A 26,753-nucleotide genomic window follows, 5' to 3' on the forward strand; every position below is an offset into this window, starting at 1 on the left:
ATTCTCGTCCTTATTCCGCTGCGTTTTCAGCGGTATCGCCCAAGTCAGCCATTTCTACATCTTGGCCAGCTTTCAGGGTGACGTATGCTTTTTTCACATCAGAACGACGTCCTAATGTTTTACCAAAGCGTTTTGTTTTACCTTTAGTGATCGTTGTATTGATTTTTACAACTTCAACACCAAAGAGCTGCTCAACTGCTTTTTTGATTTCAAGTTTGTTTGCATTTAATGCAACCTTGAACACTTGAACACCAGCAGTATCACCTAAAACTTGTGCTTTTTCTGAGAATACTGGTCCTAATAGGACTTGATAGATACGTTCGTTGTTCATCCGAGTTCTACCTCAATTTTCTTAGCAGCAGCTACAGACATTACAACTTTATCAAATGCGATCAAGCTAACAGGATCAATAGCAGTAGCATCAACCACATCAACGTGTGGAAGGTTGCGAGCTGCGAGATACAAGTTCTCATCTACAGCATCTGTAATGATCAATGCGCGAGTTGCATTCAAGTCTGTAAGTTTTGCAAGCAAGTCTTTAGTTTTTGGAGCTGCAACAGCAAACTCTTCAACTAATACAAGACGATCTTGGCGAACAAGTTCAGCTAAGATACATTGCATTGCACCGCGATACATCTTACGGTTTACTTTCTGAGACCAATCTTGTGGGCGAGCAGCAAAAGTTTTACCACCACCAACCCAGATAGGGCTACGAATAGAACCCGCACGAGCGCGACCAGTACCTTTTTGACGGAATGGCTTTTTACCACCGCCAGAAACATCTGCACGTGATTTGTGAGCACGAGTACCTTGACGACCACCAGCTAAATAAGCTGTAACAACTTGGTGTACAAGAGCTTCGTTAAATTCACGTCCGAAAGCAACTTCAGACAATTCAACAGCAGAGCCGGAAACAGTTTTTAAATTCACAGTATTTCCCCTCAGGCCTTGATGGTAGGACGTACAACAACGTCACCGCCAGTTGAACCAGGAATAGCACCCTTAACAACTAAAACAGAACGTTCAGCGTCAATAGATACAATTTCAAGACCTTGAACTGTTACGCGTTCGTCACCTAAGTGACCAGCCATTTTCTTGCCTTTGAACACGCGACCAGGTGTCTGGTTTTGACCTGTAGAACCTAATACACGGTGAGATACAGAGTTACCATGAGTAGCATCTTGCGTACGGAAATTCCAACGCTTAACACCACCTTGGAAACCTTTACCTTTTGACTGACCAGTTACGTCAACAATTTGACCAACTGTGAACAGATCAACACCGATAGAAGCACCCACTTCACGGCCTTCAAGCTCAGCTTCAGTAACACGGAACTCTTTAACTAAACGACCAGCAGCAACACCCGCTTTCGCGAAGTGACCTTTCTGAGCGTTAGTTACGCGCGATTCGCGACGTTCACCAGTAGTTACTTGAATTGCTTGATAACCATCAGTTTCAAGTGTTTTGATTTGCGTAATGCGGTTTGGATCGACTTCGATAACTGTAACAGGTACAGATACACCAGCATCTGTAAAGACGCGAGTCATACCACATTTGCGACCGACTAAACCAATAGCCATGTGCATAAACCTCTAAAAAAGCGGCCTAATTAACTTATAAAGTTAATCAACCGAAAGCCTTAACCCAAAGCGATCTGAACATCAACACCAGCAGCAAGATCTAACTTCATCAATGCATCAACAGTTTTATCTGTTGGTTGAACGATGTCGATCAAACGCTTATAAGTGCGGATTTCGTACTGATCACGAGCGTCTTTGTTGACGTGTGGTGAAGTAAGAACGTTGAAGCGTTCGATGCGAGTAGGCATCGGAATTGGACCACACACTTGTGCGCCAGTACGCTTAGCGGTTTCTACGATCTCTTGAGCAGATTGATCAATCAGACGATGATCAAAAGACTTCAAACGGATACGAATTCTCTGGTTAGACATACCAGTAAACTCCAAGCCAAATATATAAAGAATCACCCATGACGCACCTCACCATTCTGGTAAGTGTCAAGGGCAGTGAAAATCACTAAGGTCATGATCGATGCCACGACTGTAATGCGTTAACTACTTTCTTCGTAGTAAACGCCCTCCATTTGAGGGTCGCTCATTATAACGATTGTTTAAGTCTTATGCAATTCTTCTTTTCATTTTTTAAGCAATCAATCCGGCTATGCACTCACAACATAATCGATTGCCTGATTCAGCAAACGATTGCCCTGTTCAAATTTACTTTTGATCGTTCTTTTTAATTCAGATATCGGTTGTACATATTCACCATTAAAAACTGCCATATCCTCTTCATTCTCAATCAAGAGCGCCAAGGTCTGTGGTGTCATTTCTGGATGAAACTGAAACCCAAGAACATTACGCCCAATCTGATACATTTGATTTCGGCAGACTTTATTCTCGGCTAAGCGAACCCCACCCTTTGGAATTTCAAAAGTTTCGCTATGCCATTGCAATATATTCAATTGTTCTGGAATCTGAAAATAATCCTCAGGCACATGCGATGCACGCCCCACATCCATCCAACCTAATTCTTGGTAAGGATTGCGGCTCACGGCTGCCCCCAAGGCATTGGCAATTAACTGACCACCCAAGCACAACCCAATGGCAGGTTTACCCGCAGCCAAATAACGTCGCAACCATCTTTTTTCGAGCTTTAACCATGGATAATTGGCTTCATCATTCACACTCATAGTTCCCCCCATAATAATCAGTAGATCAACTTCATCTACTCGCGGTAAGGCCTCCAACTCCAGTGGTAAATCGACAGGTAATGCAAAAAATTCGGTTGCGGTAATTTTTGCTTTATGTGCTTTTAAAAAGTCATAGCAACTGCCAAAACCTTCGCCAGCAATGTGCTGAAAATAATGCACTCTTAAATGCGACTTCATGCGCTAAAACCTATTTATCGTTAGAATGATAATTATTCTTAGCAAAAATAAAGCCAGTTTTGAACAATGAGTTTAATCCGTACCGATTCTGTACAAAATCCGCACAACACTAGCAGCTTTGTTGATTTTCTCTTAACCTAAGTCATTATATTTATTTAGCCCATGCCCCATGACAACACACAATAAAGCACAAACCAATCTGATTCATGCACCACGCCAAGCCCCTCAATACATTGAAACCGTTCAACCTCCCTTATTTCGTGCATCGACCATTATTTTTAAAAGCACGGCGCACCTTTTTGACCGCCATTGGACTGATGCTTATGATTATAGTTATGGCACACATGGCACACCGACGACTTTTACACTAGGAGACAATATTGCCCAAATTGAAGGCGGCCGCTATTGCCTGCTTGCACCGAGTGGCTTATCTGCGATTAATCTCGTGAATAGTACGGTTTTAGGGTCTGGTGATGAGGTTTGGGTCGCCGATAATATTTATGGCCCTAATCTTGAGCATTTAAATCATCTGCAAGATCGTTATGGCATCACCGTTAAAATTTATAATCCAATTGATGCCAACAGTTTTCAACCGACTGAAAAAGCGAAATTGATTTGGCTCGAAGCAGCGGGATCAGTCACTTTAGAATTTCCAGATTTAAAGAACTTGGTTAAAAAAGCACAGCAGGCCAATGTACTGACCGCACTGGATAATACATGGGGCGCAGGGTTAGCTTTCAATGCTTTTGATTTCTCAGATGAGCATCTCACTGTTGATATTACAGTTCATGCTCTGACCAAATATCCAAGCGGTGGTGGCGATATCTTAATGGGTTCTGTAGTCACAAATGACCAAGCACTCCATCACAAACTCTATCGTATGCATGCCATCCAAGGAATTTCAGTTTCAGGGGATGATACAGCACAGATCCAACGCAGCTTGGCACATATGTCTTTACGCTATGAACAGCAAGCGCAAAGTGCACTCACCCTGTTGAATTGGTTAAAACAACAACCACAGTTTAGCCAAGTCCTGCATCCAAGCGATCCAGATGCAGCAGGCCATCAATTCTGGGCAGAAATTTGCAGCACTGGCAAAAGTGCAGGCTTGGTCAGTGTTATTTTCAAACCAGAATATGATCTGGCCGCGATTCGGAAGTTCTGCGACAGCTTAACGCTGTTTAAACTCGGGTTTAGTTGGGGTGGTCCTGTTAGTCTGGCAATGTTGTATGACTTAAAACAAATGCGCACATTGGAAAATACACATTTACAACAAGGTTTATTGGTTCGCTTCTGTATTGGACTAGAACATCCAGAAGATTTAATTCAAGATATTCAAAACGCATTAAAACTGCTCGATTGAGATTAAAAACAGGTGAAGAATGAGTACACCAATCGTTATTGCAAAAAAAACTACTGATACAACACAAGATATTGTTTTACATTCTAAATTTGCAAACCGACATGGTCTGATTGCAGGTGCAACTGGGACAGGTAAAACCGTAACCCTTAAGGTCATGGCTGAGAGTTTTTCTCGTATTGGTGTACCTGTCTTCCTTGCCGATGCCAAAGGTGATGTCTCCAGCCTTGCCAAGGCAGGTAGTAGCAGCCCTAAATTTGATGAGCGCCTGAAAAGCCTACAATTGGATGCAATTCCTTTTGCAGCATCTCCGGTTATTTTTTGGGATTTATTCGGTCAGCAAGGCCATCCGATTCGCACCACCATTTCAGAGATTGGCCCTTTATTGCTGGCACAAATGCTGAATCTGAATGACACACAAGAAGGGGTGCTTTCAGCTGTGTTCCGTGTGGCCGATGATCAAGGTTTACTGCTGATCGATTTTAAAGATCTGAAAGCCATGCTAACCTATGTCAGTGAAAATGCAGCCAGCCTCAAAGCCGAATATGGCAACCTTTCCCCTGCCAGTCTTGGTGCAATTCAACGTAATTTATTGGCTTTAGGTGATCAAGGCGGTGAACAGTTTTTTGGTGAGCCAAGCCTGAATATTCTCGATTTCATCCAAACTGATACCAATGGTCATGGCTATATCAATATCTTGGCTGCAGATAAGTTGATGAACACCCCAAAGCTATATGCCACTTTCCTGCTTTGGATGATGTCTGAGCTATTTGAACAGTTGCCTGAAGTAGGCGATATGGACAAACCAAAGTTAGTATTCTTCTTCGATGAAGCGCATTTACTATTTGACAATGCCAGTCCAGCCTTACAACAAAAGATTGAACAAGTGGTACGTTTAATCCGTTCTAAAGGTGTGGGTATTTATTTTATTACCCAGAACCCACTGGATTTACCAGAAAGTGTTTTAGGGCAATTGGGGAATCGTGTACAGCATGCCTTACGTGCATTTACACCCAAAGACCAAAAGGCGGTCAAAACCGCAGCGGATACTTTCCGTGCCAATCCAGAGTTTAAAGTCGACCAAGCCATTACCGAACTTGCAGTCGGTGAAGCATTGATTAGTTGTCTAGATGAACAAGGGACGCCACAGATTGTTGAACGCGGTTGGGTGATGCCTCCTTACTCCTCCTTTACCCCTATCACGCCTGAAGAACGCCAAGTGATTATTGGGCAAAGTATTGTGGCAGGTGTCTACGACCAAGCAGTGGATCGAGACAGTGCCTATGAGATGCTGCAAAAGAAAGTATTGCAACAGTCACAGCAAAAAGAGGCAGACGAGTTAGCCAAACAGCAAAGCAAAGAGCAAGATGCTTTAGCCAAGCAACAAGCCAAAGAACAAGAACGTTTTGCTCGTGAGCAGCAAAAAGTCGCAGAAAAGTCACAGCGTGATCGTGAGAAACTCACTCAAGACATCGTAGGCACTTTTGCTAAAAGTGCAGCCCGCAGTTTAGGTGGGACGACTGGACAAAAAATTGTTCGCGGCTTACTCGGTTCTTTATTTGGTAAATAAAAAACTATACCTAATTTGCAAATTAAGGGATAATTTATTATCCCTTAATTTTTTTATGGCTTTTATTTAAATATGCATTGCAAATACACTTTATAAGATGTATTTTAAATACATCTTATAAATGATAGCCAAGAGAGATCAAGCATGACTCCACAGCAAATTGACCTAGTAAAAGCCACTGTTCCTGTCCTGCGCGAAAATGGTGTTGCACTGACTGGATACTTTTATAACCGCATGTTAGGTAATCATCCCGAATTAAAAGAAACCTTTAATATGGGACACCAACGCAGTGGGGCTCAAGCACAAGCACTTGCGGGTGCAGTTTTGGCATATGCAGAAAATATTGAAGACCCATCTGTGCTTTTGCCTGTGGTTGAAATGATTGCGCATAAACATGTCAGTTTAAATATTCAATCCCCTGACTACGGTATTGTCGGTGAAAACCTACTGCACTCGATTAGTGAAGTCCTCAATATTTCAATGGAAGATCCATTGATTGGCGCATGGGCTGCCGCTTATGGTCAGTTGGCTGATCTATTTATCAGTACAGAAAAAGCCATTTATGATCAACATCAACAAACCCAAGGCAGTTGGTTAGGCTGGCGTAATTTCAAAATTGCAAAGAAAGTCGTAGAAAGTGATGAGATCACCTCGTTCTATTTAGCACCTGTTGATGGCGGTGCATTACCACACTATGAAGCAGGTCAGTACATCTCAGTTCGCGTGTTTGTGCCTGAGTTGAATTTAAGACAACCGCGTCAATACACGCTTTCGACTAGCCCACAGGCAAATTATTTACGTATCTCGGTCAAACGTGAAGATGAAAAAGGTGAACTCGCTGGTGGCTGGGTATCCAGCACATTACATGGTCTAGCTGAAGGTTCTGAAATTGAAGTGTCTGCACCAACAGGTAATTTCTATCTGCTCGATAGCAGCAAGCGTAATGTCTTTATCAGTGGTGGCGTAGGATTAACACCAATGATTGCGATGCTGAACCAGTTAGTGACATTGGATATGCCACAACCTGTTAACTTCATTCATGCCTGCCGTAGCAGCCAAGTACATGCCATGAAGCAGCATATTCAAGAACTTAAAACCAACTATCCACGTTTAAGCACATTTACGGCATATGAGTTTCCACACGAAAATGACAACCTCGGTGAAGACTACGATGTTGCTGGACGTTTAGATTTAAGCAGCATCGATGCCGCACTATTACCCGCCAATGCTGATTATTATTTATGTGGCCCAATGCCATTTATGGCAGCGCAACATCAGGCACTGGTTGCTCGTGGTATTCCTGCTGCCAACATTCACAGCGAAGCCTTTGGTACAGGCGGTGTCAAACTCAGCTAATCCACACTAGATTTTGCATAGGGCTAGTCTATGTTAGACTAGCCCTTTCTATTTCTTGCACTAGATTGAGTGAAACCACATGCAACTCAATAAGTTTACTGATTATGCACTCAGAATTTTGATGTATGTCGCTCGTCCGAGTGATGTACCTTATACGATTGCAGATATCGCAGAAGACTTACATGTGTCGCAAAACCACTTGGTTAAAGTCGTGCACTTCATGGGTAAGCAACACTGGATTGTGACCATTCGCGGTAAAGGCGGTGGTCTGCGCCTCAATCCAGAAGCCAAGAATCTGAAATTAGGTGCGATTGTTCGAACCTTACAAGGGAATCATCAAATTGTTGAATGTAATACCCCTCCCTGTGTACTTCGAGCCAACTGCGGACTGAAAGGAATTTTAGATCAAGCCTTAGAATGCTTTTATCAAAGTCTGGACCAATATACGCTTGGTGAAGTCGTGCAACAGGGTATTATTCCTTCTTCCACACGCTCAAATATCGACTTTTTAGAGCTTATTCAGAAAGCTTAAAATTGCATACAGATGAGGATTCGCACGAACGCCTCACATCCTTTATAATGGTCGTTGCTATTCCTATTCAAAAGTAAGCTTCTATGCGTCGCAGTGAAAAATCGAAAGACACCAAAGCCAGACTCGCACCTAAACAAAAAATCAGTTATGAAAAAAAGGCTGACCCTGCATTAACTGAATATGCAGTACAGTCTTTAACTTGGTTACGCCAAGCTGAATTTTTGATGAGTGCGCCGAAACTGGCTTTATGCGTAGAAGATACTGGTTATGAAATCGCATTTGCTGGCCGTTCGAATGCTGGTAAATCAAGTGCAATCAACACCTTAACCAATCAAAAGCAACTGGCACGGGCTTCAAAAAGACCGGGTCGTACCCAAATGATCAACTTTTTCAGCTTGGGCAATCCAGATCAACGCTTAGTCGACTTACCAGGTTATGGTTATGCAGCGGTTCCTGAAGCGATGAAAATCGTTTGGCAAAAAGAACTTGAAAATTATCTGATTCACCGTAAAAGCTTACAAGGCTTGGTGTTATTGATGGACATTCGTCATCCTTTACAGCACTTTGACTTGATGATGCTGGAATGGGCGCATTCACGTCATTTATTTGTACATATCCTGCTGACCAAGGCAGATAAGTTGAACCGCGGTCCTGCCAATGAAGTTTTATTTGATGTAAAACAGCAATTGAAAAAAATGAAACTCGATTTCTCAATTCAATTGTTCTCGTCACTCAATCGCATTGGCTTAGAAGAACTGGCAACTGTCATGGCAGGTCGTTTGAATTACACCCTTGATCAACCGACGGAATTTGACCTGAGTCAAATCCCTGAAGCCTCAGAAACTGACATTCAAGAATAAAAAGTGCATTTTATGCATCAAGTTGCATAAAATAATTTTTAATTGTCCCGAATTGCTAAACACAAACACTAGGTAGTTTTCATATACTGCTTAGTGTTGGTTCATTGCACTATCGATTAGGACTAAACGATGAAATTACTATCATTTGTGAAGAACAAAGTTCTTGGTTCTTCGATTGACTATAAAATCCTCCCACGCAAAGTAAAGTTTGACTGGGAAAATACGCCAGTGGATTGGATTCCAAACCAGCCTTTTGCCAGCTATTTTATTAATGAAATTAACAATATTTTACCTGCTGGTGAGTTTTGGTTTTGCCGTTTATATAACAAAGTCCTTCCTCAAATTACCGATGAAAAATTAAAGCAAGACGTCCAAGCCTTTATTCGTCAGGAAGCAATGCATGCCGTTGCACATACCTCTGCCAATAAAGAATATTTGACGCAACGCAATATTGATATTCAGCGCAACCTCGACATCATGGATTTCTTATTCACCAAGGTCTTGGCAGACAAGCCTTTCGATAAAGAAATTCCAAAAGCACTCGAACATCAATGGGATTTATTCCGTCTCGGTGTGATTGCGACTGTTGAACACATGACCTGTGTACTGGGCAAATATGCACTGTACAACAAGCGTTGGGAAGAACTCGGTGCAGATCCAGAAATGATCGATCTGATTAAATGGCATGGCTCTGAAGAAATTGAACACCGTACCGTTGCATTTGATCTCTATCGTCATTTGGGCGGTGGTTACATCGCACGTTACTACATGAGTGTTGCCGTTATTATCGGTGTACTTGGCCTATGGGTCGATGGTGCAGCGCATATCATGAGCCAAGACCCTCGTTTTGCTGACAAGAAACCAAGCTTATTTAAGCCATGGATCTGGATCGAATGGTCGAAGATCGCATTAAAAGACGCTAAAATCCTACCAGGTCCCGCATGGTTGGTTGCACAACAGATTGATTACCTCATGCCTTGGTATGACCCAGTCAAAGAAGGCAATACCCAAGATGCTGTGAATTATTTAAATAATTCCCCTGCAGCAAAACGCGCCTTACAACCCGCAGCATAAATATTCTTTTATAGAATAAAAAAAGCAGGAGACATCTCCTGCTTTTTTGCGTCCAATACGATCAACTTGATTCAGCTTCTGCCTGTTTTGCGTAGCGATCAACCACCACACTAATCATCATATCGCCCTGTACATTAACCACAGTACGGACCGTATCCAACACACGGTCGATCGGTAGTAAAATTGCAATCGCCTCTGCAGGCAAACCAACTGACTGTAACACCATAATCATGGTCACCATACCTGCACTCGGAATTCCTGGCGCGCCCAAAGAAGCAATCATGGCAGTTAAACAGACAATAATCTGCTGCGTTAAACTCAGATCCAAGCCCATCAAATTGGCAATAAATAAGGCAGCCGCAGCTTCATACAAAGCGGTACCATCCATATTCAGTTGTGTGCCTAAAGGAATCACAAAACCTGCCGTTTGCGGCCGTACACCTAAGTTTTCCTGTGCACACTTCATACTCAGCGGCATGGTCGCTGAACTGGAACTGGTTGCAAAAGCTGTGACTAAAGCAGTTCTCGCCCCTCTAAAAAAGGTGATCGGATTCATACGACCAAAAATCCACAACAAAGCAGGTAACACCACCACACCATGGAAAATGGTCGTCCCTGTCACTACTGCCGCGAATTCAACCAACCGACTCAGTACAGACAGATCCTCAGTCGCAATCAACTTTGCTAAGAGTGCAAAAATCCCGATTGGTGCAAGTTTCATGACCCAGCCCACTAGCATCATCATGATGTCAAAGAATTGCTGGCTGATGTTACGAACTAGACTAAAACGTTCGCCACCTTTGACCAACGCCACCCCTAGGAATAAGGCAAACACGACCACAGCCAACACATTGCCTTCGCTAAATGCCTTAAATGGGTTAATTAAAGTGTTTTGAATAAAGGTGGTGACAAAACTTGATGGCGTTAAGGTATCAGGTGTTTGGTGACTATCCATTGCTGCTTGAAACAGCTGAATATCGACGCCTTTACCCACATCAAACAGGTGCGCACAACTAATCCCCAAAATCAGTGCCAAAGTGGTGGTCGTGAAACAGCTCAGTGCAGTAATTTTCCAAACACGACCGAATTGGCCGCCTGCCTGTAAATTGGAAACCCCAACCACAATCGAGCTAAAAATTAATGGGATCAGCAACATTTTCAATAAACCAATGAAAATGCTACTTAAAATACCCAAGCCATATAAACTGTGATCAACAAATGCTGTTTGCGGATAGGCAATCAATAGAAAACCAAATGCCACGCCAAGCACTGCTGCAATTAAAATTTGTGTATTTAAATTCATTGTTTAATGGGGAAACATTTAACTTATCGGTACTATGGCATGCTCATGTTGAAGAATCGAGCAATTTTTTGTCACATCCTTATGATAAAAAAAGCCATCAGAATGATGGCCTTAGTACTGGTTTACTTTTTACTGGGTTTCAATTTCCCTGAGCCGAATCAAACCTTCTTGAACAGTACTACAGACCAACTGTCCATTTTGCCACATCCGCCCAAAGTTTAAGCCGCGTGAGCTGGCACTGATGGTCGCTTCCATATCATAAAGCATCCATTCATCAGCACGCAGTGGGCGATGGAAATAAATGGTGTGATCAATACTGGCACATTGTAAATTTGGAGAGATCCATGACAAACCATGTGGACGTAAAGCCGTGGTCATTAAGGTAAAATCTGAGTAAAACGCCACAATCGCCTGATGTAGCGAGATTTCATCTAAATCTGCTGGAATCGTATCATGGGTGCGAATGTAGTGTGCATAAAACGGCGCTTCAGGCTGCGGCTGAAATGGGTTAATCAACTGAGTCGGTCTGATTTCCACATGACGCTCCCGCATAAAACTGGCACGTACATTTTCAGGAACAAAGTTAATCAGACTTTCTTTCAGCTCATTCTCAGACTTTAAGGTCTCTGGTTCAGGGTACTCTGGTTCTTTATGTTGATAGTTCAAGCCCTCTTCTGGATTGGCAAAAGAGACCATTGCAGAGAAAATAGTACGGCCATGTTGAATCGCACGAACCTGTCGACTGGCAAAACTTTTACCGTCTCTGAGTGGATCAACTTCATAAATAATCGGTGCATTGACATCGCCACCATACAGGAAATAGGCATGTAAAGAGTGCGCTGGACGATCCGTGGTATATGACGCTGCTCTTAATGCTTGTCCAAGCACCTGCCCACCGAACACTCGCTTGCCTACCAAATTGCGGCTATTGCCTCGAAAAATATGCTCTTCTAGCTTTTCCAGAGTCAACAGTTCTACCAATTCTTGAGTTAACGCATTCATGTAATAGTCTTCCAACATCAATGAGGAGAGATCAACCAATCCATTCAGGGTTGATAATTTTGATTGTGCCACAAATTCAAATGACAATGGTCAGGATAAAATGATTCATCCGTCACGATAATGCTGTATTGATTATCTTAATATGTATTTATAGCGGCTAAAAATACGATTTTTAACGATAAAATCTACCAAATACGCTATATTTTGTCAGAAAATAACATACCGTTTCATGTAAGAATATCGCAGAATGTCGTGTTCATCATGACTCGATGTCAGGATTATTATTTAGGAGTTTGTAATGTCCAAGACTGGATTTGGTCAAATGTATCGCCAACTTTCGAGTAAGTTACTTGACCTTGTGGTAACCCCACATGTTCTTGGTGAAGTTCCTACAGAATCCACCACAACAGAGCAAAACACAACCGACTCAAATAAGTTAATTTGCTATGTTTTACAAAATTATTCGCGTAGTAATGCATTGGTGGTTGATGGTGAAACCCGTCGTCTCAATTTAAAACCAGCATTAGACCCCTTGAGTTTTGGGAGCTATCAAGAAAAAAATTCAGTCTTGTTTTTACATCATAACGAAAACAATTTTTTTAATACTCAAACGTTCCCACCTCGCTTGTTACAACTGGTCGAAGCCTTAGAACAACAAACTGATATTGATATTCAGCTGGTACCTGTGACCGTACTTTGGGGGCGTTCGCCAGACAAAGAAGACTCTTGGTTCAAATTATTATTTTCAGATACTTGGGCAACACCAGGGACAGTTAAACAACTGATGAATATTGGCTTGCATGGCCGCCAGTCTTATTTAGAGTTCCATGAGCCGCAATCTTTGCGTGAGTTGGTAGATTATGCCAAGACCAACCATCCAAATATCTCGCCTGCAACCTATATTGCAAGTTCTTTAGATACCTATCTAGATCAGCAACGTGAAGTGGTGCTTGGCCCTGACTTATCAGACCGTCGCAATGTGATGCAATCGGTAGTGAAGTCAGCTGAGGTACAAGATGCCATTCGTCGTGAAAGCATTCAGCATAAAATCAGCATGCTCGAAGCTGAACGTCGTGCCATTGGCTATGTCAATGAAATCGTGTCTGACTATTCGGCATCTGCGGTACGCTTTGCCGATATGGCCTTAACCCGTTTATGGACACAGCTTTATGACGGTGTCGAAGTACATAATTTCAGTACCGTACGTGAGCTGGCAAAAGACTACGAAATCGTTTACACCCCATGTCACCGTAGCCATATCGATTATCTATTACTGTCTTATGTGATTTATAAACGTGGCTTGATGATTCCATATATTGCCGCAGGTGATAACTTAAACCTACCATTTGTAGGTCAGTTATTACGTGGCGGTGGTGCATTCTTTATTCGTCGTTCTTTCCGCGGCAATGCACTTTACACCTCTGTATTTAAAGAATATTTATACAGTATTTTATCGCGCAACACGCCTATCGAATACTTTATTGAAGGTGGCCGCTCACGTACAGGTCGCTTACTCCCGCCTAAGACTGGGATGCTAGCGATGACCATTCAAGGTCATTTACGTGGTCCTGCAAAGCCGATAGTCTTTGTACCGACCTATATTGGTTATGAGCGCCTGATGGAAGGCTCAACCTACGTGGGCGAAATGCAAGGCCAACCGAAAGAAGCGGAATCCATTTTTGGTATCGTGAAAACCTTACGTAAAATTGAACGTATCTTCGGTAAAGTGCATGTCAACTTTGGCGAACCTGTATTTCTGAATGATATTTTGAAACAACAGGGTGCAGAGAATATTCAGGCGGATACCGCGAGCACCACAGAGATTTCCAATGTCGTTGCAAGCTCAGCCAATCTGATTTTAGAGAACATCAACCGCGCCGTCGTCATCAACCCGGTGTCATTACTATCGTTAATTCTATTGGCAACACCAAAGCACACTTTAGATGAAGAAATCTGTGCGAAACAGCTCGATATCTACCGTGACTTGGCAACACAACGACCATATGATGAGCGCACGCAAGTGACCTCATTGTCAGGTAAAGAGATTATTGCTTATGGTCTCAAACTCAAGTTAATCAAACGTGTACAACATGTGCTAGGCGATATTATTGCGATTGAAGATAATCAAGCCGTATTGCTGACTTACTTCCGCAATAACATTTTACATGCCCTTGTTTTACCGTCATTGGTAGCTTCGCTGGTTGAGCACAATGGTAAAATTCACAAGAACGATTTAAGCAATGTGATCCGTACCTTGTATCCGTTCTTAAAAGCTGAATTATTCATGAAATGGGAAGCTGCTGACCTACAAAAGCAGATTGATAATTATATCGATGCCTTGGTTCAGATTGGTTTGATTTTCCAAGATCATGATGGCAATTTATTCAGCCCAACGCCAAATAGCGAAGAACATCAAAAGCTTGTCACTTTAGCTCTACCAGTAAAGCAAAGTTTAGAACGCTATTATATGACACTGGCACTGATTACTCAGCGCGGTTCAGGCAACATTTCAACCAAGCAAGTTGAAGAGCTGAGTCACCTCTTAGGTCAACGCTTATCTGTGCTGTATGAATTCAACTCGCCAGAATTCTTTGATAAAGCCTTATTCCAAAGCTTTATTAAAGTCCTCACTCAGCAAAATTATATTCGTAATAATGAGCAAGGTTTCATTGAATATGATGATAACTTCAGTGAAATGGCCGCAGGCGCACAGCTGGTCTTAGATGAAACGACACTACAAATGTTGCAGCACATCACCACATTCAGTGATGAGGAATTAGCAGAAGCATTAGAGGCTATGGCATCTCAACAAGCTAAACGTCGCTTAAAACGCAAGAAAGCTTAAATACAAAAAAGGCAACTTCGGTTGCCTTTTTTAATGCCTTAACGACACTCTAAATACTTTGGATCATCCAAACATCTGAGTCGTTTAATGAGCGATACAAAATACGCATCATAATAACCAGAGTCGACATAACGATTCCGAATTTTAACCACCATCGCGTCATAACCCTGTTTCTCATAACCTGAGATATCCGCCCAGTAATAGGCTGGTAAATGGTTTTCCCATTGGATGGCCTGTGCAGCAAGTACATTGCTGTTGCGTACAAACCAAGATCGTATTTGATGACCGAAGCCCGCTGGGTAGGCTTGTGGCCGAATCACGATATTCACCGCAAAATACGCCATAGGAAAGTTGACGACCTGCGTGTCTGCACCAAACTCCTTTTTCAAGTTATACGGCAATATTCCATAGGCAGGTGCAGCCAAAATATCAATTTTTTTCTGCTTGAAGGATTCCACCGCATTGGAAAAATCTACGTAGACGGGTTTAGCACCTACACTTTGTACCAATGCCTGCTGTGGTGGATTATTCTCTAAAATACCAATGGTCTTATTTTTTAATTGAGACACCTTATTGATCTGTTGCGTATTCATGATCATATAAGCCGTACCGATCGGGATCATACCCAGCATTTCATAATCTGCCCCGATCATACGCTTTTCCACATTGCTATTATTTAAAAGCTGTAAGAAGACTCTGGCAACACGATTATTGGGAATCAAACCAATTCCACCTGTTGTTCCCATAAAACGGTTATAGCGATAGGTATTAAAGTTGGATGCCACCAAGCCTGAACATTTACGCTGGTCAAAAGCTTGTATAGCCTCCTTTTCATTCTTAAAGGTTTGAAATTTTAATTGAACTTGATTCTGTAGCGCATACAAACGAATATCTTGTAGACGGCGACTGATATCACCCTGTGTGCTTAAAGGATCAAATACGCACCATGTCTGTTCAACAGCCCAGCTAGTGGTTGCGATCAATCCCAGTAAAACCATGCAAATTATTTTTCTCATGTATCACCTTTACGCCTCGCCGCAAACTATGTGCTCAATTCAGGCGGTTCCTTTCAGGAATCTATTGGTATTTATAATTCAAAATACATACCAACTCTTTAAACTTTCTTTACAGTCTAATCTAATTATTTTTCATTACTATGTACCAATAAAGCTGCTGCATAGTCATTAAAGCAAATCAAATGGTCAAATTTAAAATCAATCTCAACTAATCGTGTGGCATAAATTCGCTTGCCAGTGTGTCGTTCTGATACTAGTTCTAAGGGTTTTACATGAAGTTGCTGTTGAAACCACCCTAATATTTCGTGCATTGGTAGTGGTCTATTATTGCTAATGATATAACTTGCTTCAACTTTAGATAAATTAACTAATAGTGCTAAAAAGTTTGCTAAATCATCAATATGAATGCGATTACTAAAATGAATCGTTGGGTAAGTCGATGTTTGTACGGCCAACTTTGTTAACCGTGCAATCGATGTCCCATAAATACCAGTCGGACGAACAATAATACTCTGCTGCGGATAATGCACTTGCCAAAGTAACTCCATCTTTCGAAGAATGTGTCCTTGCTCATCAGCAGGCTGTATCAGCGATTCATCATCTATCCTTTGCCCTGCATTTTCTCCATAGACCCGAGTCGAAGACACAATCACGATGCGCTGCACCGGATGTCCTTTAAGCGCTGCAACAATCGGTGCAATGCTCTCAACATAAGTCGCTTGATAAGCATCAATCCCACTTTCTGAGGGTGCCAGAATCACATAGACCATTTCAATCGGTGCTAAGTCGGCCAAATCCAGTTGCTGCACATCCTGAATATAATGCGTCGCGTAACAATCTGTTTTTTCACTGCGACTAATTGTGCTAATGTGGTGACCTTGCTCAAATAAGTGTTTAGCAACACGCTGAGATGTTTTACCATAACCAATAAATAAAATATGCATACACACCTTTGAGCAGAGATGACATCAGTTCAGCAATTACAAGGCGTTGGTGCTGCCGCAGCGACCCTCACTGAGCAGCAACAACTTGATAAGCTATTAAATTAACATTTCATCACTTTCTCGGAAACAGTAAGCATTTTATTCTGTTCGGTTAAGAGAATGATTTCACCACTTAAAACAAGATGATGATGAATAAACTATTGGGCCTGCTACTGGTCTGTACTACACTGACCGCCTGTGCCAAGGAAGCTCCCGCTACGCAAACTTCTGGTCAGACTGCCACAAAACCCACCCTAGATGCTGAAACTCAGCAGCAGCTCCAGCAACTGCTGGATCAGACCCGCAAAAACATGATTTTTGTTCAGGGCGGCAGTTATATGATGGGAAATTTCACTAAACAGCTTTCCCCGAAAGTGCTGAAAACATTCAGCTTTGACACTTCAGGAGATATCGACCCGCTGCATAAGGTCACTCTGGACAGCTTCAGCATGAGTGCCCATAAAGCCACCTTTGCTGAACTGGACATTTACAGCAAGGTCACTGGCAAACCTCGGGTTTCCAATTCTGAGGATGTAATGAGATACCGCTTACCGCAGTCAGCAGCAGGCATGACCTGGCAGCAGGCACAGGACTACTGTCAGTGGCTGGGTACTCAGCTAAAACTACCAATGGGCCTGCCCACCGAAGCCCAGTGGGAATATGTGGCGCGTAACCGTGGCCAGAATGTTCTCTATGCCACGGACAATGGCAAGTTTGAACTCGGCATTAATGTACCCTCATATGAACAGCAAGCAATTTTTGCGGCTAAATATAAAACCTCCAGAACGCTGTCCTATCCTGGCCAATTCAAACCGACACCATTAGGCTTCTATGACCTGATTTCTGAAAACTATGAATGGATGCAGGACTGGTATGACCGTAACTACTATGCACATTCACCGGAACATAATCCTCAGGGCCCGGCCAGTGGCAGCAAGAAGGTCCTACGCAGTGCCCATGCTCAGGATGACTTCTATTTTAAATATACTTCCAGCTTCAGCATTAACCGTTATGCAGACGACCCAGTCATTGATGCAGAATCAAAGTCTGATGGCATGACACCAGACTATACCAATTTTAATCATTCTGCCCGCTGTGTAGTCAATTCAGCACAGCCTTTAAACTAATTCACACGCAGCTAAAAAAGGGCTCATTCAGAGCCCTCGTTCAGATTCAACCTGATAAGCTAGTAAATTAACATTTCATCACTTTGCTGCAAATCCTAAGCCCTTTACACTATTGGGCTAAGAGAATGATTTCAGAACTTAAAACAAGATGATGATGAATAAACTACTAGGTCTGCTGCTGGTCAGTACTGCACTGACCGCCTGTGCCAAGGAAGCCCCTGCGACTCAGTCTGCCACAAAACCCACCCTCGATGCTGAAACTCAGCAGCAGCTCCAGCAACTGTTGGATCAGACCCGCAAAAACATGATTTTTGTTCAGGGCGGCAGTTATATGATGGGAAATTTCACCAAACAACTTTCCCCAGAAGTGCTGAAAACATTCAGCTTTGACACTTCAGGAGATATCGACCCACTACATAAGGTCACTCTGGACAGCTTTAGCATGAGTGCCCATAAAGCCACCTTTGCCGAACTGGACATTTACAGCAAGGTCACTGGTAAGCCTCGGGTTTCTAATTCTGAAGATCTTGCAGATGACCGCTTACCACAGTCAGCAGCAGGCATGACTTGGCAGCAGGCACAGGACTACTGTCAGTGGCTGGGTACTCAGCTAAAACTGCCAATGGGTCTGCCCACCGAAGCCCAGTGGGAATATGTGGCACGTAACCGTGGCCAGAATGTCCTCTATGCCACTGACAATGGTAAATTTGATGAAGCGACTAACATTCCAACATTCGAACGAAGAAGCATTTTTTCCTCTAAATATAGAACCCCTCGAACCCTATCCAACCCAGGACAGTTTAAACCAACACCATTGGGTTTCTATGACCTGATTTCTGAAAACTATGAATGGATGCAGGACTGGTACGACCGTAACTACTATGCACATTCACCAGAACATAACCCTCAGGGCCCGGCTAGTGGCAGTAAGAAGGTCCTGCGCAGTGCTCATGTAGAAGATGAATTCTATTTTAAATATACCTCCAGCTTCAGCATTAACCGTTATGCAAAAGATCCTGTCATTGATCCAGAATCGAAGTCTGATGGTATGACACCAGACTATACCAATTTTAATAACTCTGCCCGCTGTGTGGTTAATTCAGCGCAGCCGTTAAAATAAATTCACACGTAACTAAAAAAGGGCTCATTTAGAGCCCTGATTCGGATTCTATGCTATTTAGACCATCCAACTATCATCTTTGCCTGATCGGCCAGAGCCATCCCGTCTGCCATAGTCATCGCCAAACTGCGGTATGTCATTGGCCACTGCTAAATACACCTGTTCATCACTGTTGGCATAGCCCTGCATCATTTTCACCTGTTTAAATACTGGATCATCCTGATTCAGGGCAATCTGATGCAGTGGCCAGTCCACCACACCTTCTAGTTCCCGACGCGCTTTAATAAAATCCACAATCCATTTATTGGTCGGCCCAGTATAGGGTGCACCTGTGTTCAGTGCATCCACCACCTGCTGTACATTAAAGGTTTCCATGCTGCCGGTTTTCCAGCTCAGGCCATAGGCCAGAAAGTTAATAATATGCCGTTCTATTTCACCAGGACTTTTACCTGCTGTTCTGCAATCCAGACCAAGAGCCGTAGTATGCTGAATCACATTACGCCATTCCTCGACCTTGAGTACCGATTTAAAAATATTCACAATCGCAGTCTTACGCTGATCCATAAAATGCACCCCATCCATATCCACCGCAGGCAGATCATCTACATGCGCCAAGCGGGTATTCCAGTGACACAAGCTATGTACCAGTATGCCCTTGGCATTCGGGGTCAACCGTGCCAACATGGCTAAGTTATTGTTAATATTCTGGGCACATTTGAGTTTCTCTTCTTCCTTTTCTACAGTTTTGAGCCATTGAGCAAATTTTTTCTGCCCATTTTGCATATATTTTGCCGCATCCTTTAACCACTCAATATCGGTGGTCGCAGCCAGCATAGCCAGTACCTGTGACAAAAGCATAAAGGCATCATTGGCAATATAGGTCAGTAATTTAAACCCGGCCTTCAGCAACTGAAAGTATATAAAGCTGGCAAATTCCAATAACTGCGCCGAGTCTACGGTAAAGTCCAGCTTTCCCTTGGCCCCCGCGCCCCAGCACAGATGCGCTGCAACCTTTAACCTGATTTTCCCCTCATGCAAATACACATATAAGTTAAAACCGGCTGCCGCACCAATACTGGCACCGAGGGTAAAGGAGGCTTTGGCCAGGGTACTGTATTTAAAATTGATACCATCCTGTTCCTTTGCATTACTGTCCACATTAAACCATTGCAACTCAAGTTTAGGCGTTGCGGACACCTGCGCCCCGGCAAAAGCATCCACCGTCACCGAGGCCTGATTACCGACATCGTCTCCTGGCTTTTTATCGGTCACTTCCATACTGGAAATTGCCCCTCTGCCGCGTCTTACCGCATTCTGCATGGTCGCAGCAGGGTCATTACGGATAGCTCTGAGCACCTGCTTGCCGTCTTCCTGCCCGACTTCCACCGCAACCTGCCCGTTCAGGGCAATATTGGCACCTGCAAAACCATTCAATTCAATACCCGCAATAAAGCGAATACGGCAAACATCTTCCTGCTCTAAAAACTGCATCCCCCAACCGTATTTTGACGGGAAGAAAAAATTCCAGTCGGCCTGACCTTCAAACAACACCAGTTTGGCCGCGGCCTGTGCTTTGGCCTTACCCGAAATATGTTTTTTTGAAATGCTGAGTGACGCCTCTGCCCCATTGGTCCCGACAAAACGTAACCATTGCGCTTCAACTGTGAGCAGATCATCTTCACCCATAATACTGTACTGATTGGCATATTCTCCGCCAAGCCGTCCCAGCACAGGTAAATACAGGTCATAAATCGCCTTGGACGGCTTACTTTTTGCCTTGGCCAGTTCCAGATTAAAATCTTCTGTAAACTTCTTTAAGCTGTCTTTAAATTCCTGTGGCGTTGCTGAAGATATTTTCTCTGCCCCCTGACGCGAAGAAACTGGACCCGTCATTTTCAGCGAGGTTGCAAATTTATTAATCTTTTTCCCCCTGAGGTCTTCCGCTCGTTGTACACTGATATAACGCCTTAACAGATTCGGCTGACCATTGGAACCAGAAGCCTCAATCACAAATACTTCCCGGATATCAGCTGGTTTACGAAATTCACCATTCAGCTTTTGCAATACCTCTTTCTGTGCAATCCCCAACTTCTCTTCAATTTTTTTAATATCTGTGGGATCTTTCGCTTCCAGTTTTAACTTTAGCTCTTCCCGAGCGCCATAAATCTTACTGATTGAACGCTCAAAATCTTTCGACAGTTTATCAAAAGGCTCAAACACTTCCTGTGGCAGTACATAAATTTCGTTGGTATGTGGACTGATCACAATCGGCAGGATTTCCTTACTCCCTAAACTGGCTGTATAGGTTTCCTTAGGATGTGTCGATGTGCTGCTGAGTGGCAGGGCAAATACGTGATATGTGGCAGCTGAAGAGGTCGCCAGTGGCAGATTCAGTGGCGATTTAAATTTCTGTCCAAAATAGTTCACTTCAACATAATTGGAGGAGCCTACATATGGAAATCCAGTCATTCCCTTGGCAGTGGTCTTATCTGACAGTATTTTCTTATTGTCCTTGTCATAAATGCTATAACTGACACCAACCAGTGGCTTGTTATGCAGCATGATCTGATAGCCAGTAAATGCCTTCAGTCTGACTTCAATTTTTTTGCTGTGATAACTGTACTTTTTACCGCCTTTCTCTTCAAAGACTAGGCCTGAAAAGCTGCCGTCTTCACTAAAACTGTATTTCCCCTTTTTGCCGTCACGTGCCTCAATAGTCCGGCCATTGATCTTTAATAAAAAATCCTGATCCTTATCTTCCAGCGTAATTTCAACTGTTTCACCATTGGCTCTGGTTTTATTACTGAAACGCTGACTAGCGGTTGCCTTGCCTGATCCATCTTTCGGCTTTACAGAGATTTCATAGGACAAGTTTGCCAATGGGCTATCCACATTATTTTTAATAACAAAAATAATCCTGAACTTTTGAATAACATCACTTACACCCCACTGTTTTTTTAATCGGGCAAGACCCGCAGGATTCTGGTCAAAAAATGTCATTATTATTTATCCTTCAATATCCAGCGTAAACCCTTTAACATTCGGGTCATCTATATACACAGAAACTTTTTGTGGGCCCTTAGTCTGAACCCTTTGTGTTTTGCCCTGATTATCCGTCACACCTTTTATCACACTGCCGTCTTCCAGCAGCATCACATATTTTTTATTTGCAATTGGCTGACCAGATAAGTCATTCGCCTTATAAGTCAGATAGCAGGGTGAGGAATTAAACGTTCTTTGCGACATGTCTACCTTCGCCCCACCCTTAAAGATATGCTGCCCGGCATTGACTACAAATGGAAAGGGAGTGGTTACAGAAACCCCTGAGCCATTTAGCCTTAATTCCGAACCCTCTGTTTTAAGCACAATCTCTTTCGGGCTGGTGATATAAACTGTGTCTTCTGTGGAAATAATCTGTAACTGCTTCCGGGCAATCACATCCAGTACATCATTCTGTGCCACCATCTCCACTTTGCCCTGACCAGCAATGGCACTGATGCCGCCCTGGGCCGAAAAGGCACTAATTTTCTCGCGGGCATGACCAATCAGCGACTTCTGGGTACTTAGGTTAATGCTGTCTCCGGCGGTCTGGCTGATCTGACCCTGTGCTGAAACATGGATGTCTTCATTGCTGCTTAAAGCGATGCTATTTGGGGAGGTCAGAATCATCAGCGCCTGTTTAAAAGCTTTGGCCTTGCCTTGATCCTGCTGTTCAATTTGTTCCAGAAAAGCTTTCAAATTATCTAACACCGCCAACGGATCGGTCTGCTGGTTCTTAGCTACCTCACTTAAGGCTTTGGCACTATTCAGGCTGGCGTCCAGTTGAGACTTCGCTTCAGCCGCATCCAGATGATGACCCTGTGCCCGTGCCTGTGGATGAGTACTAATCAATAAGCCTTCTCCAGCCCGCACCGCACCCCACTGATCCGTCCTCAGTTCAAAGCCTTCACCACGTCCTTCACTTTCCTCGGTTTCCTTTGGATGACTGAGATTCCCCAGATTGAGCTGGGTCGCTGCATGACTGCTTTGCAGTTGTGCTGAAATCTGCCCAGGAGTGTCATCTAGCCGTAACTGATTGTATCCTTCAGCACCAATTTCACGGGAACGAATCCCCGACAGTCTACGGGTCTCTGGTAACTGGCCTTTGTTATCAAACTTCGACGGCGAACGCTGCCCCTGATGCAGACGTCCCATTATGAAAGGTCGGTCTGGGTCCCCTCCGAAAAAGTCTATTGCAATCAGCTCTCCAACCCGCGGCAGAAAGCGTGCCCCATAGCCTTCACCAGCCCACGGGGTCAGCACATCCACCCATGCTGAGTCAGTATCATTGCCATTTGCACCAGCACCACCATCATGTGCGTGGTCCTCTTCACGGGTAAACAGGAAGCGTACCTTGACCCGACCCCATTCATCTGTATAAATTTCCTCACCAGCTGGCCCCACCACACGTCCAATCATTGCATGGGTCTGTGGCCGATGTCGTAGTGGATTGTATTCAGGTTGCAATGGAATGCTGCGCCGCTGCAAGGTCAGACGATTGCCCTGACGCTGCTCAGTTGCCTGAAGCTGTGGTATTTCCCAGTCACTACGCATAAGTAACTGATTCAGCTGATCGTTCAAGTCCTTCGGTAAATTATTCTGATTAAAGTAATGCTTGCTGGTAATCAGTAGTTCGCAGTCACTCCCAGCACTTTCATTGATTTCTGGATGATCCGTAAGTACAAAATAATAGCCCACCTGAGCATTACGTACTGTAGAGTCAGCACTAAAGTTTTTGGCCTCTTGATTGTGATAAGCCTTGAATTGATCATTCAGGCGTTCAATCTGGGTATTGCCGGACGCTGTTGCACCATCCTCAGCGTTTAAATCGCTGATCCAAGCAGGAGAAACACTCCATGCATCCTCAAGCCCGAGTGAGGCTGTATCATACTGGCTGGAATGCTGATGCGGACTCAGCACTGAGCCTGCACCTTCTTCCTGTTGCAGCACATCAGCCTGCCAGCGTTGGATATGTACAGCGGTGGATTGTAAGCTGCGTGCTGAAATCAGAGAAGTGATGCTGTCTGTGGCCTGTACCGCACTGCTCTCAGGGTGGTAGCGAATACTGCGGCGTGGCAGGGACTGATACTGTGAATTATCATCAATCAGCCTGAGTCTCTGTGGCTGAAGCGGGTCTCTGAAACCGCTCACATCTGGCTGGACTTCATCGATCAGCCAGTTAATTCCCTCACTTCTCAACAATCGGGTTAGAAAGTCATGATCATTTTCAGAAACCTGCATTATGAATGGGCGTACATCATAATCGCGACTTAAGCCGCTCTTATCCAGTGTCAGACTGGCGGCGAACAATGGACTACGCTGTTGCCACTCCTTAAACAACACATCCAGTATCTGCGGAACAGATTTATTTAAGAACACCCGGGAGTTTCTGCGCTTTGTCCATAAAGCCGTGGCATCCTGCATGGTTAACTTATAGACCGTCAGTGCACCATCTGAAGCCCCTACGCTGGCAGCGGTAATCAGCCCTGTAGTTCTGAATATTCCGGTGTCCGTGAGCTGGTCTACGGCGACCCGCAGGCCAATGAAATTCTTCAGCGCAATAGCGTGACTGGTAGACAAACAAATGAGCTCTGCACGACTTTCACCATTCATTTCATGGCTGCCATCAATCCTCTGCAGCAATACCTGTGCGCCAATTATTGGATTCGAAAACTGTATATGTAGAGCGCGTTTCTGTGCAGTTAGACCCAGCCGATCCAAGGCTGTATAAATATTATTCAGCATAGGTTATTATTTATTTTCCAATATTAAGATTGACTATACAGTATATTCTGCTGGCATTAGCCTTGAGGATTGTCACCACTTTGTAACTTCGTTTGTTGTTCCTGCTGGAACTGTTTCAGTAATTGACGCCGATATCTGACCTGATCATAGCTGAGATGGTATTTCTGCTGCAGTTGTCCAATGCTTAAATCCATCAGGTCCTGCTGATGTTCCAAAACCCATTTCCAGCTTTGCTTCTTTACAGAAGGCAGATGGAGTGCCTTCCTTAAAATATTCCGAGTTTTCACAATGTATGCTGTACTACGGTTCAATTGCTTTGCAATTTCTGCAATGCTCAGATCAGTGCTCATCAATATCTCCTGATGCTGTAAACGCCATGCAGCAAGCTCTTCACGATCACCAGACAGTCCCAGTAGCTGCCGCAACAGCGTTCTGTTGCGGGTGACCTGTAGCTGAGTCATATTCAGCTGTACCGCCTTTTCTGCCCTGCTCAAATCTGGGTCAAGCAAAATATGCTGATGATCATACAGCCATTGTCGACGCTGCTGCATTCTCAGTTTTTCCTGCTCAGCCAAATTTGGCAACTGATTTTCCCTGCATATTCTTTGATATGCTTTCTGTGCAATCTGCGGCGAAACATTATAGAGTTGCCGTATCTCTTTCAGACTCATCTGCAGCATTGCATGCTTATTTTCCTGATACCACTGTTCACAAACAATATCTGCCTGGCTAGAGCGTGCAGCCTTTTTCCTGATCACACCAGCCGCCTTGACCAGATATTCTGCATAAGCTGTAACCTGATACTGGGTGAATCCATATTTCTGCTGCAATTCTAAGAAACTGTCATAAAGTATTTCGTCCTGATGTTCGACCAGCCATGCTCGGTGTTCCTCAGTCCATTTTCGCATTATAGGTAAACACTTCGTTTGAGGCAGCTTCAGCTTTTTGCGCAATGAATAACGGATATGTACAACTTGTTTTTCATTCAGCTGTAATTTCTGGGCAATCTCTCTAACCGAAAGCACTGGACTGAGCAGCAGCTCCTGATGATCTGCAAGCCACTGTTGACGCTCTTGTGCCTTTTCCTGCATCCGTTCATTAATGGTTGGCAGCCCAAGTTCTTTACATGCCCGTTCGTGAAACCTCCAGGCCACGTAATAATCTGATGTTAAAACAACGGCCATAACTTGCTCAAATGTCTGACATCTGGCTATTTTTTCTTTGTTTTTATGAAAATTCTGTTCTTTTTCATAATCCATTATCCGCTTTCTGCTGCGCTTTATACCAAACTCACTTCTCAGAATAGCAACACAAGCATTTACTTCGTGCTGTCGCAAACTATATTTTTCAAATAACTCCTGAAAACTGTTATACAGTATGTCTTCCTTGCGCTTCAGCACCCAGGCATAATCATATTTTGTATGTGCTCGCTGGAAACTGAACATACGCCTCATTTTGCTGACTGCTGAACCAGATACACCTAACTCTCGTATCGCCTCACTCCGTTTAGTTTTTTCAATAAACTCGACTAACTCCTGAGTAATAATGAAGGACTTAGCACCTCCCGGTCTGTTCGATCCATATAACCATCCACTGTACAGGATAATTCCTGCTGCTGTTTTACGCTCTTCGTAGACGTCCCAATCTTCACCTTGCCAGTCTTTAATGGTTCTTATCGGATATAATTTGTATTTTCCCATACCTTATAACTTCACTGAATCAATTTAATTCTGTTAAATTTTATCCAGAGGGTCCAGAAAGAAATCGAAACACTCCAACTGAAAATTACTGGCCGCCATTGTTGTTGCAGAAATTCGCTTACCTTAAAATATGTCACTTTGCAAAACAAACTCTGGTAAATTCAATCACTACTGAAACCTTAAACTCATTAGATAAATTAATTAATAAAACTAA

The 26,753-nt window shown here is 43.5% G+C and carries 21 protein-coding genes; 9 read left to right on the forward strand and 12 right to left on the reverse strand.

Features of this window, described 5'->3' with window-relative positions; genetic code table 11:
• Positions 1 to 10: 10 nt before the first annotated feature.
• The 5 genes from rplW to F896_RS18705 form a co-directional block, all read right to left on the reverse strand.
• Positions 11 to 331 (reverse strand): 50S ribosomal protein L23, encoded by a 321-nt coding sequence (rplW, locus tag F896_RS18725; RefSeq protein WP_004641070.1) that lies wholly within the window; start codon positions 329 to 331, stop codon positions 11 to 13.
• The gene (gene rplD, locus F896_RS18720; protein ID WP_004804113.1) at positions 328 to 930 is read right to left on the reverse strand and encodes a 50S ribosomal protein L4; all 603 of its coding nucleotides are present in this window, start codon (positions 928 to 930) and stop codon (positions 328 to 330) included. The genes rplW and rplD overlap by 4 nt, the downstream gene beginning before the upstream one ends.
• A gap of 11 nt (positions 931 to 941) precedes the next feature.
• Positions 942 to 1,580 (reverse strand): 50S ribosomal protein L3, encoded by a 639-nt coding sequence (rplC, locus tag F896_RS18715; RefSeq protein WP_004775888.1) that lies wholly within the window; start codon positions 1,578 to 1,580, stop codon positions 942 to 944.
• A gap of 59 nt (positions 1,581 to 1,639) precedes the next feature.
• Positions 1,640 to 1,951, reverse strand: a complete 312-nt coding sequence (rpsJ, locus tag F896_RS18710; protein WP_000070912.1) for a 30S ribosomal protein S10 — start codon at positions 1,949 to 1,951, stop codon at positions 1,640 to 1,642.
• Positions 1,952 to 2,178: 227 nt separating this feature from the next.
• Complete coding sequence (locus F896_RS18705; protein WP_004804112.1) at positions 2,179 to 2,907, reverse strand: type 1 glutamine amidotransferase; 729 nt, start codon at positions 2,905 to 2,907, stop codon at positions 2,179 to 2,181.
• Positions 2,908 to 3,076: 169 nt separating this feature from the next.
• On the opposite strand from F896_RS18705, the gene F896_RS18700 reads away from it, so the two are divergent.
• The 6 genes from F896_RS18700 to F896_RS18675 all read left to right on the forward strand — a co-directional run bounded on the left by F896_RS18700 (position 3,077) and on the right by F896_RS18675 (position 9,659).
• Positions 3,077 to 4,270: a PLP-dependent transferase gene (locus tag F896_RS18700; protein ID WP_016162201.1), complete on the forward strand. Its 1,194-nt coding sequence runs from the start codon at positions 3,077 to 3,079 to the stop codon at positions 4,268 to 4,270.
• 19 nt (positions 4,271 to 4,289) lie between these two features.
• The gene (locus F896_RS18695) at positions 4,290 to 5,837 is read left to right on the forward strand and encodes a helicase HerA-like domain-containing protein (protein ID WP_016162202.1); all 1,548 of its coding nucleotides are present in this window, start codon (positions 4,290 to 4,292) and stop codon (positions 5,835 to 5,837) included.
• Between the two features lie 144 nt (positions 5,838 to 5,981).
• Positions 5,982 to 7,193 (forward strand): NO-inducible flavohemoprotein, encoded by a 1,212-nt coding sequence (gene hmpA / locus F896_RS18690; protein WP_016162203.1) that lies wholly within the window; start codon positions 5,982 to 5,984, stop codon positions 7,191 to 7,193.
• A 79-nt stretch (positions 7,194 to 7,272) separates the two neighbouring features.
• Positions 7,273 to 7,725 carry an RrF2 family transcriptional regulator gene (locus tag F896_RS18685; RefSeq protein ID WP_005147145.1) on the forward strand — a complete coding sequence of 151 codons (453 nt, stop codon included), beginning with the start codon at positions 7,273 to 7,275 and terminating at the stop codon, positions 7,723 to 7,725.
• A gap of 83 nt (positions 7,726 to 7,808) precedes the next feature.
• On the forward strand, positions 7,809 to 8,585 hold the full coding sequence (gene yihA, locus F896_RS18680; RefSeq protein WP_005201214.1) for a ribosome biogenesis GTP-binding protein YihA/YsxC: 777 nt from the start codon (positions 7,809 to 7,811) through the stop codon (positions 8,583 to 8,585).
• A 129-nt stretch (positions 8,586 to 8,714) separates the two neighbouring features.
• A complete protein-coding gene (locus F896_RS18675) occupies positions 8,715 to 9,659 on the forward strand; it encodes a metal-dependent hydrolase (protein ID WP_016162204.1) in 945 nt (314 codons plus the stop codon).
• Between the two features lie 61 nt (positions 9,660 to 9,720).
• Here the strand turns inward: F896_RS18675 and F896_RS18670 are convergent, their stop codons facing one another.
• Positions 9,721 to 10,962, reverse strand: a complete 1,242-nt coding sequence (locus F896_RS18670; RefSeq protein WP_016162205.1) for a dicarboxylate/amino acid:cation symporter — start codon at positions 10,960 to 10,962, stop codon at positions 9,721 to 9,723.
• 129 nt (positions 10,963 to 11,091) lie between these two features.
• Positions 11,092 to 11,964: an acyl-CoA thioesterase gene (locus F896_RS18665; protein WP_004804100.1), complete on the reverse strand. Its 873-nt coding sequence runs from the start codon at positions 11,962 to 11,964 to the stop codon at positions 11,092 to 11,094.
• 298 nt (positions 11,965 to 12,262) lie between these two features.
• Between F896_RS18665 and plsB the strand changes: the two genes are divergently transcribed.
• The gene (gene plsB / locus F896_RS18660) at positions 12,263 to 14,809 is read left to right on the forward strand and encodes a glycerol-3-phosphate 1-O-acyltransferase PlsB (RefSeq protein ID WP_016162206.1); all 2,547 of its coding nucleotides are present in this window, start codon (positions 12,263 to 12,265) and stop codon (positions 14,807 to 14,809) included.
• Positions 14,810 to 14,847: 38 nt separating this feature from the next.
• On the opposite strand, the gene F896_RS18655 is transcribed toward plsB, so the two are convergent.
• Complete coding sequence (locus tag F896_RS18655; RefSeq protein WP_016162207.1) at positions 14,848 to 15,825, reverse strand: putative solute-binding protein; 978 nt, start codon at positions 15,823 to 15,825, stop codon at positions 14,848 to 14,850.
• A 125-nt stretch (positions 15,826 to 15,950) separates the two neighbouring features.
• Complete coding sequence (locus F896_RS18650) at positions 15,951 to 16,769, reverse strand: NAD-dependent epimerase/dehydratase family protein (protein WP_016162208.1); 819 nt, start codon at positions 16,767 to 16,769, stop codon at positions 15,951 to 15,953.
• Positions 16,770 to 16,957: 188 nt separating this feature from the next.
• Here F896_RS18650 and F896_RS18645 point away from each other — a divergent pair, with 188 nt between their 5' ends.
• Both F896_RS18645 and F896_RS18640 read left to right on the forward strand, forming a co-directional pair.
• Positions 16,958 to 17,935: a formylglycine-generating enzyme family protein gene (locus F896_RS18645; protein ID WP_171069630.1), complete on the forward strand. Its 978-nt coding sequence runs from the start codon at positions 16,958 to 16,960 to the stop codon at positions 17,933 to 17,935.
• Positions 17,936 to 18,089: 154 nt separating this feature from the next.
• A complete protein-coding gene (locus F896_RS18640) occupies positions 18,090 to 19,055 on the forward strand; it encodes a formylglycine-generating enzyme family protein (protein WP_016162210.1) in 966 nt (321 codons plus the stop codon).
• A 57-nt stretch (positions 19,056 to 19,112) separates the two neighbouring features.
• On the opposite strand, the gene F896_RS18635 is transcribed toward F896_RS18640, so the two are convergent.
• From F896_RS18635 to F896_RS18625, 3 genes are read right to left on the reverse strand one after another with little or no spacing between them, the layout of a single operon-like run.
• Entirely contained in the window at positions 19,113 to 22,055 is a 2,943-nt protein-coding gene (locus F896_RS18635) for a hypothetical protein (RefSeq protein ID WP_016162211.1), read from the reverse strand.
• A 6-nt stretch (positions 22,056 to 22,061) separates the two neighbouring features.
• A complete protein-coding gene (locus F896_RS18630; RefSeq protein WP_016162212.1) occupies positions 22,062 to 24,839 on the reverse strand; it encodes a type VI secretion system Vgr family protein in 2,778 nt (925 codons plus the stop codon).
• 56 nt (positions 24,840 to 24,895) lie between these two features.
• A complete protein-coding gene (locus tag F896_RS18625; RefSeq protein WP_016162213.1) occupies positions 24,896 to 26,539 on the reverse strand; it encodes a hypothetical protein in 1,644 nt (547 codons plus the stop codon).
• Between the last annotated feature and the right edge of the window lie 214 nt (positions 26,540 to 26,753).

This window comes from Acinetobacter genomosp. 15BJ (assembly GCF_000400715.1).
GTDB lineage: Bacteria > Pseudomonadota > Gammaproteobacteria > Pseudomonadales > Moraxellaceae > Acinetobacter.

Coding starts and splice junctions, on each gene's coding strand:
- rplW (WP_004641070.1), bottom strand. CDS start 331: ATGAACAACGAACGTATCTATCAAGTCCTATTAGGACCAGTATTCTCA.
- F896_RS18670 (WP_016162205.1), bottom strand. CDS start 10,962: ATGAATTTAAATACACAAATTTTAATTGCAGCAGTGCTTGGCGTGGCA.
- yihA (WP_005201214.1), top strand. CDS start 7,809: ATGCGTCGCAGTGAAAAATCGAAAGACACCAAAGCCAGACTCGCACCT.
- F896_RS18640 (WP_016162210.1), top strand. CDS start 18,090: ATGAATAAACTACTAGGTCTGCTGCTGGTCAGTACTGCACTGACCGCC.
- hmpA (WP_016162203.1), top strand. CDS start 5,982: ATGACTCCACAGCAAATTGACCTAGTAAAAGCCACTGTTCCTGTCCTG.
- F896_RS18700 (WP_016162201.1), top strand. CDS start 3,077: ATGACAACACACAATAAAGCACAAACCAATCTGATTCATGCACCACGC.
- F896_RS18675 (WP_016162204.1), top strand. CDS start 8,715: ATGAAATTACTATCATTTGTGAAGAACAAAGTTCTTGGTTCTTCGATT.
- F896_RS18695 (WP_016162202.1), top strand. CDS start 4,290: ATGAGTACACCAATCGTTATTGCAAAAAAAACTACTGATACAACACAA.
- rpsJ (WP_000070912.1), bottom strand. CDS start 1,951: ATGTCTAACCAGAGAATTCGTATCCGTTTGAAGTCTTTTGATCATCGT.
- plsB (WP_016162206.1), top strand. CDS start 12,263: ATGTCCAAGACTGGATTTGGTCAAATGTATCGCCAACTTTCGAGTAAG.
- F896_RS18665 (WP_004804100.1), bottom strand. CDS start 11,964: ATGAATGCGTTAACTCAAGAATTGGTAGAACTGTTGACTCTGGAAAAG.
- F896_RS18650 (WP_016162208.1), bottom strand. CDS start 16,769: ATGCATATTTTATTTATTGGTTATGGTAAAACATCTCAGCGTGTTGCT.
- F896_RS18655 (WP_016162207.1), bottom strand. CDS start 15,825: ATGAGAAAAATAATTTGCATGGTTTTACTGGGATTGATCGCAACCACT.
- F896_RS18630 (WP_016162212.1), bottom strand. CDS start 24,839: ATGCTGAATAATATTTATACAGCCTTGGATCGGCTGGGTCTAACTGCA.
- F896_RS18645 (WP_171069630.1), top strand. CDS start 16,958: ATGAATAAACTATTGGGCCTGCTACTGGTCTGTACTACACTGACCGCC.
- rplC (WP_004775888.1), bottom strand. CDS start 1,580: ATGGCTATTGGTTTAGTCGGTCGCAAATGTGGTATGACTCGCGTCTTT.
- F896_RS18625 (WP_016162213.1), bottom strand. CDS start 26,539: ATGGGAAAATACAAATTATATCCGATAAGAACCATTAAAGACTGGCAA.
- F896_RS18685 (WP_005147145.1), top strand. CDS start 7,273: ATGCAACTCAATAAGTTTACTGATTATGCACTCAGAATTTTGATGTAT.
- F896_RS18635 (WP_016162211.1), bottom strand. CDS start 22,055: ATGACATTTTTTGACCAGAATCCTGCGGGTCTTGCCCGATTAAAAAAA.
- F896_RS18705 (WP_004804112.1), bottom strand. CDS start 2,907: ATGAAGTCGCATTTAAGAGTGCATTATTTTCAGCACATTGCTGGCGAA.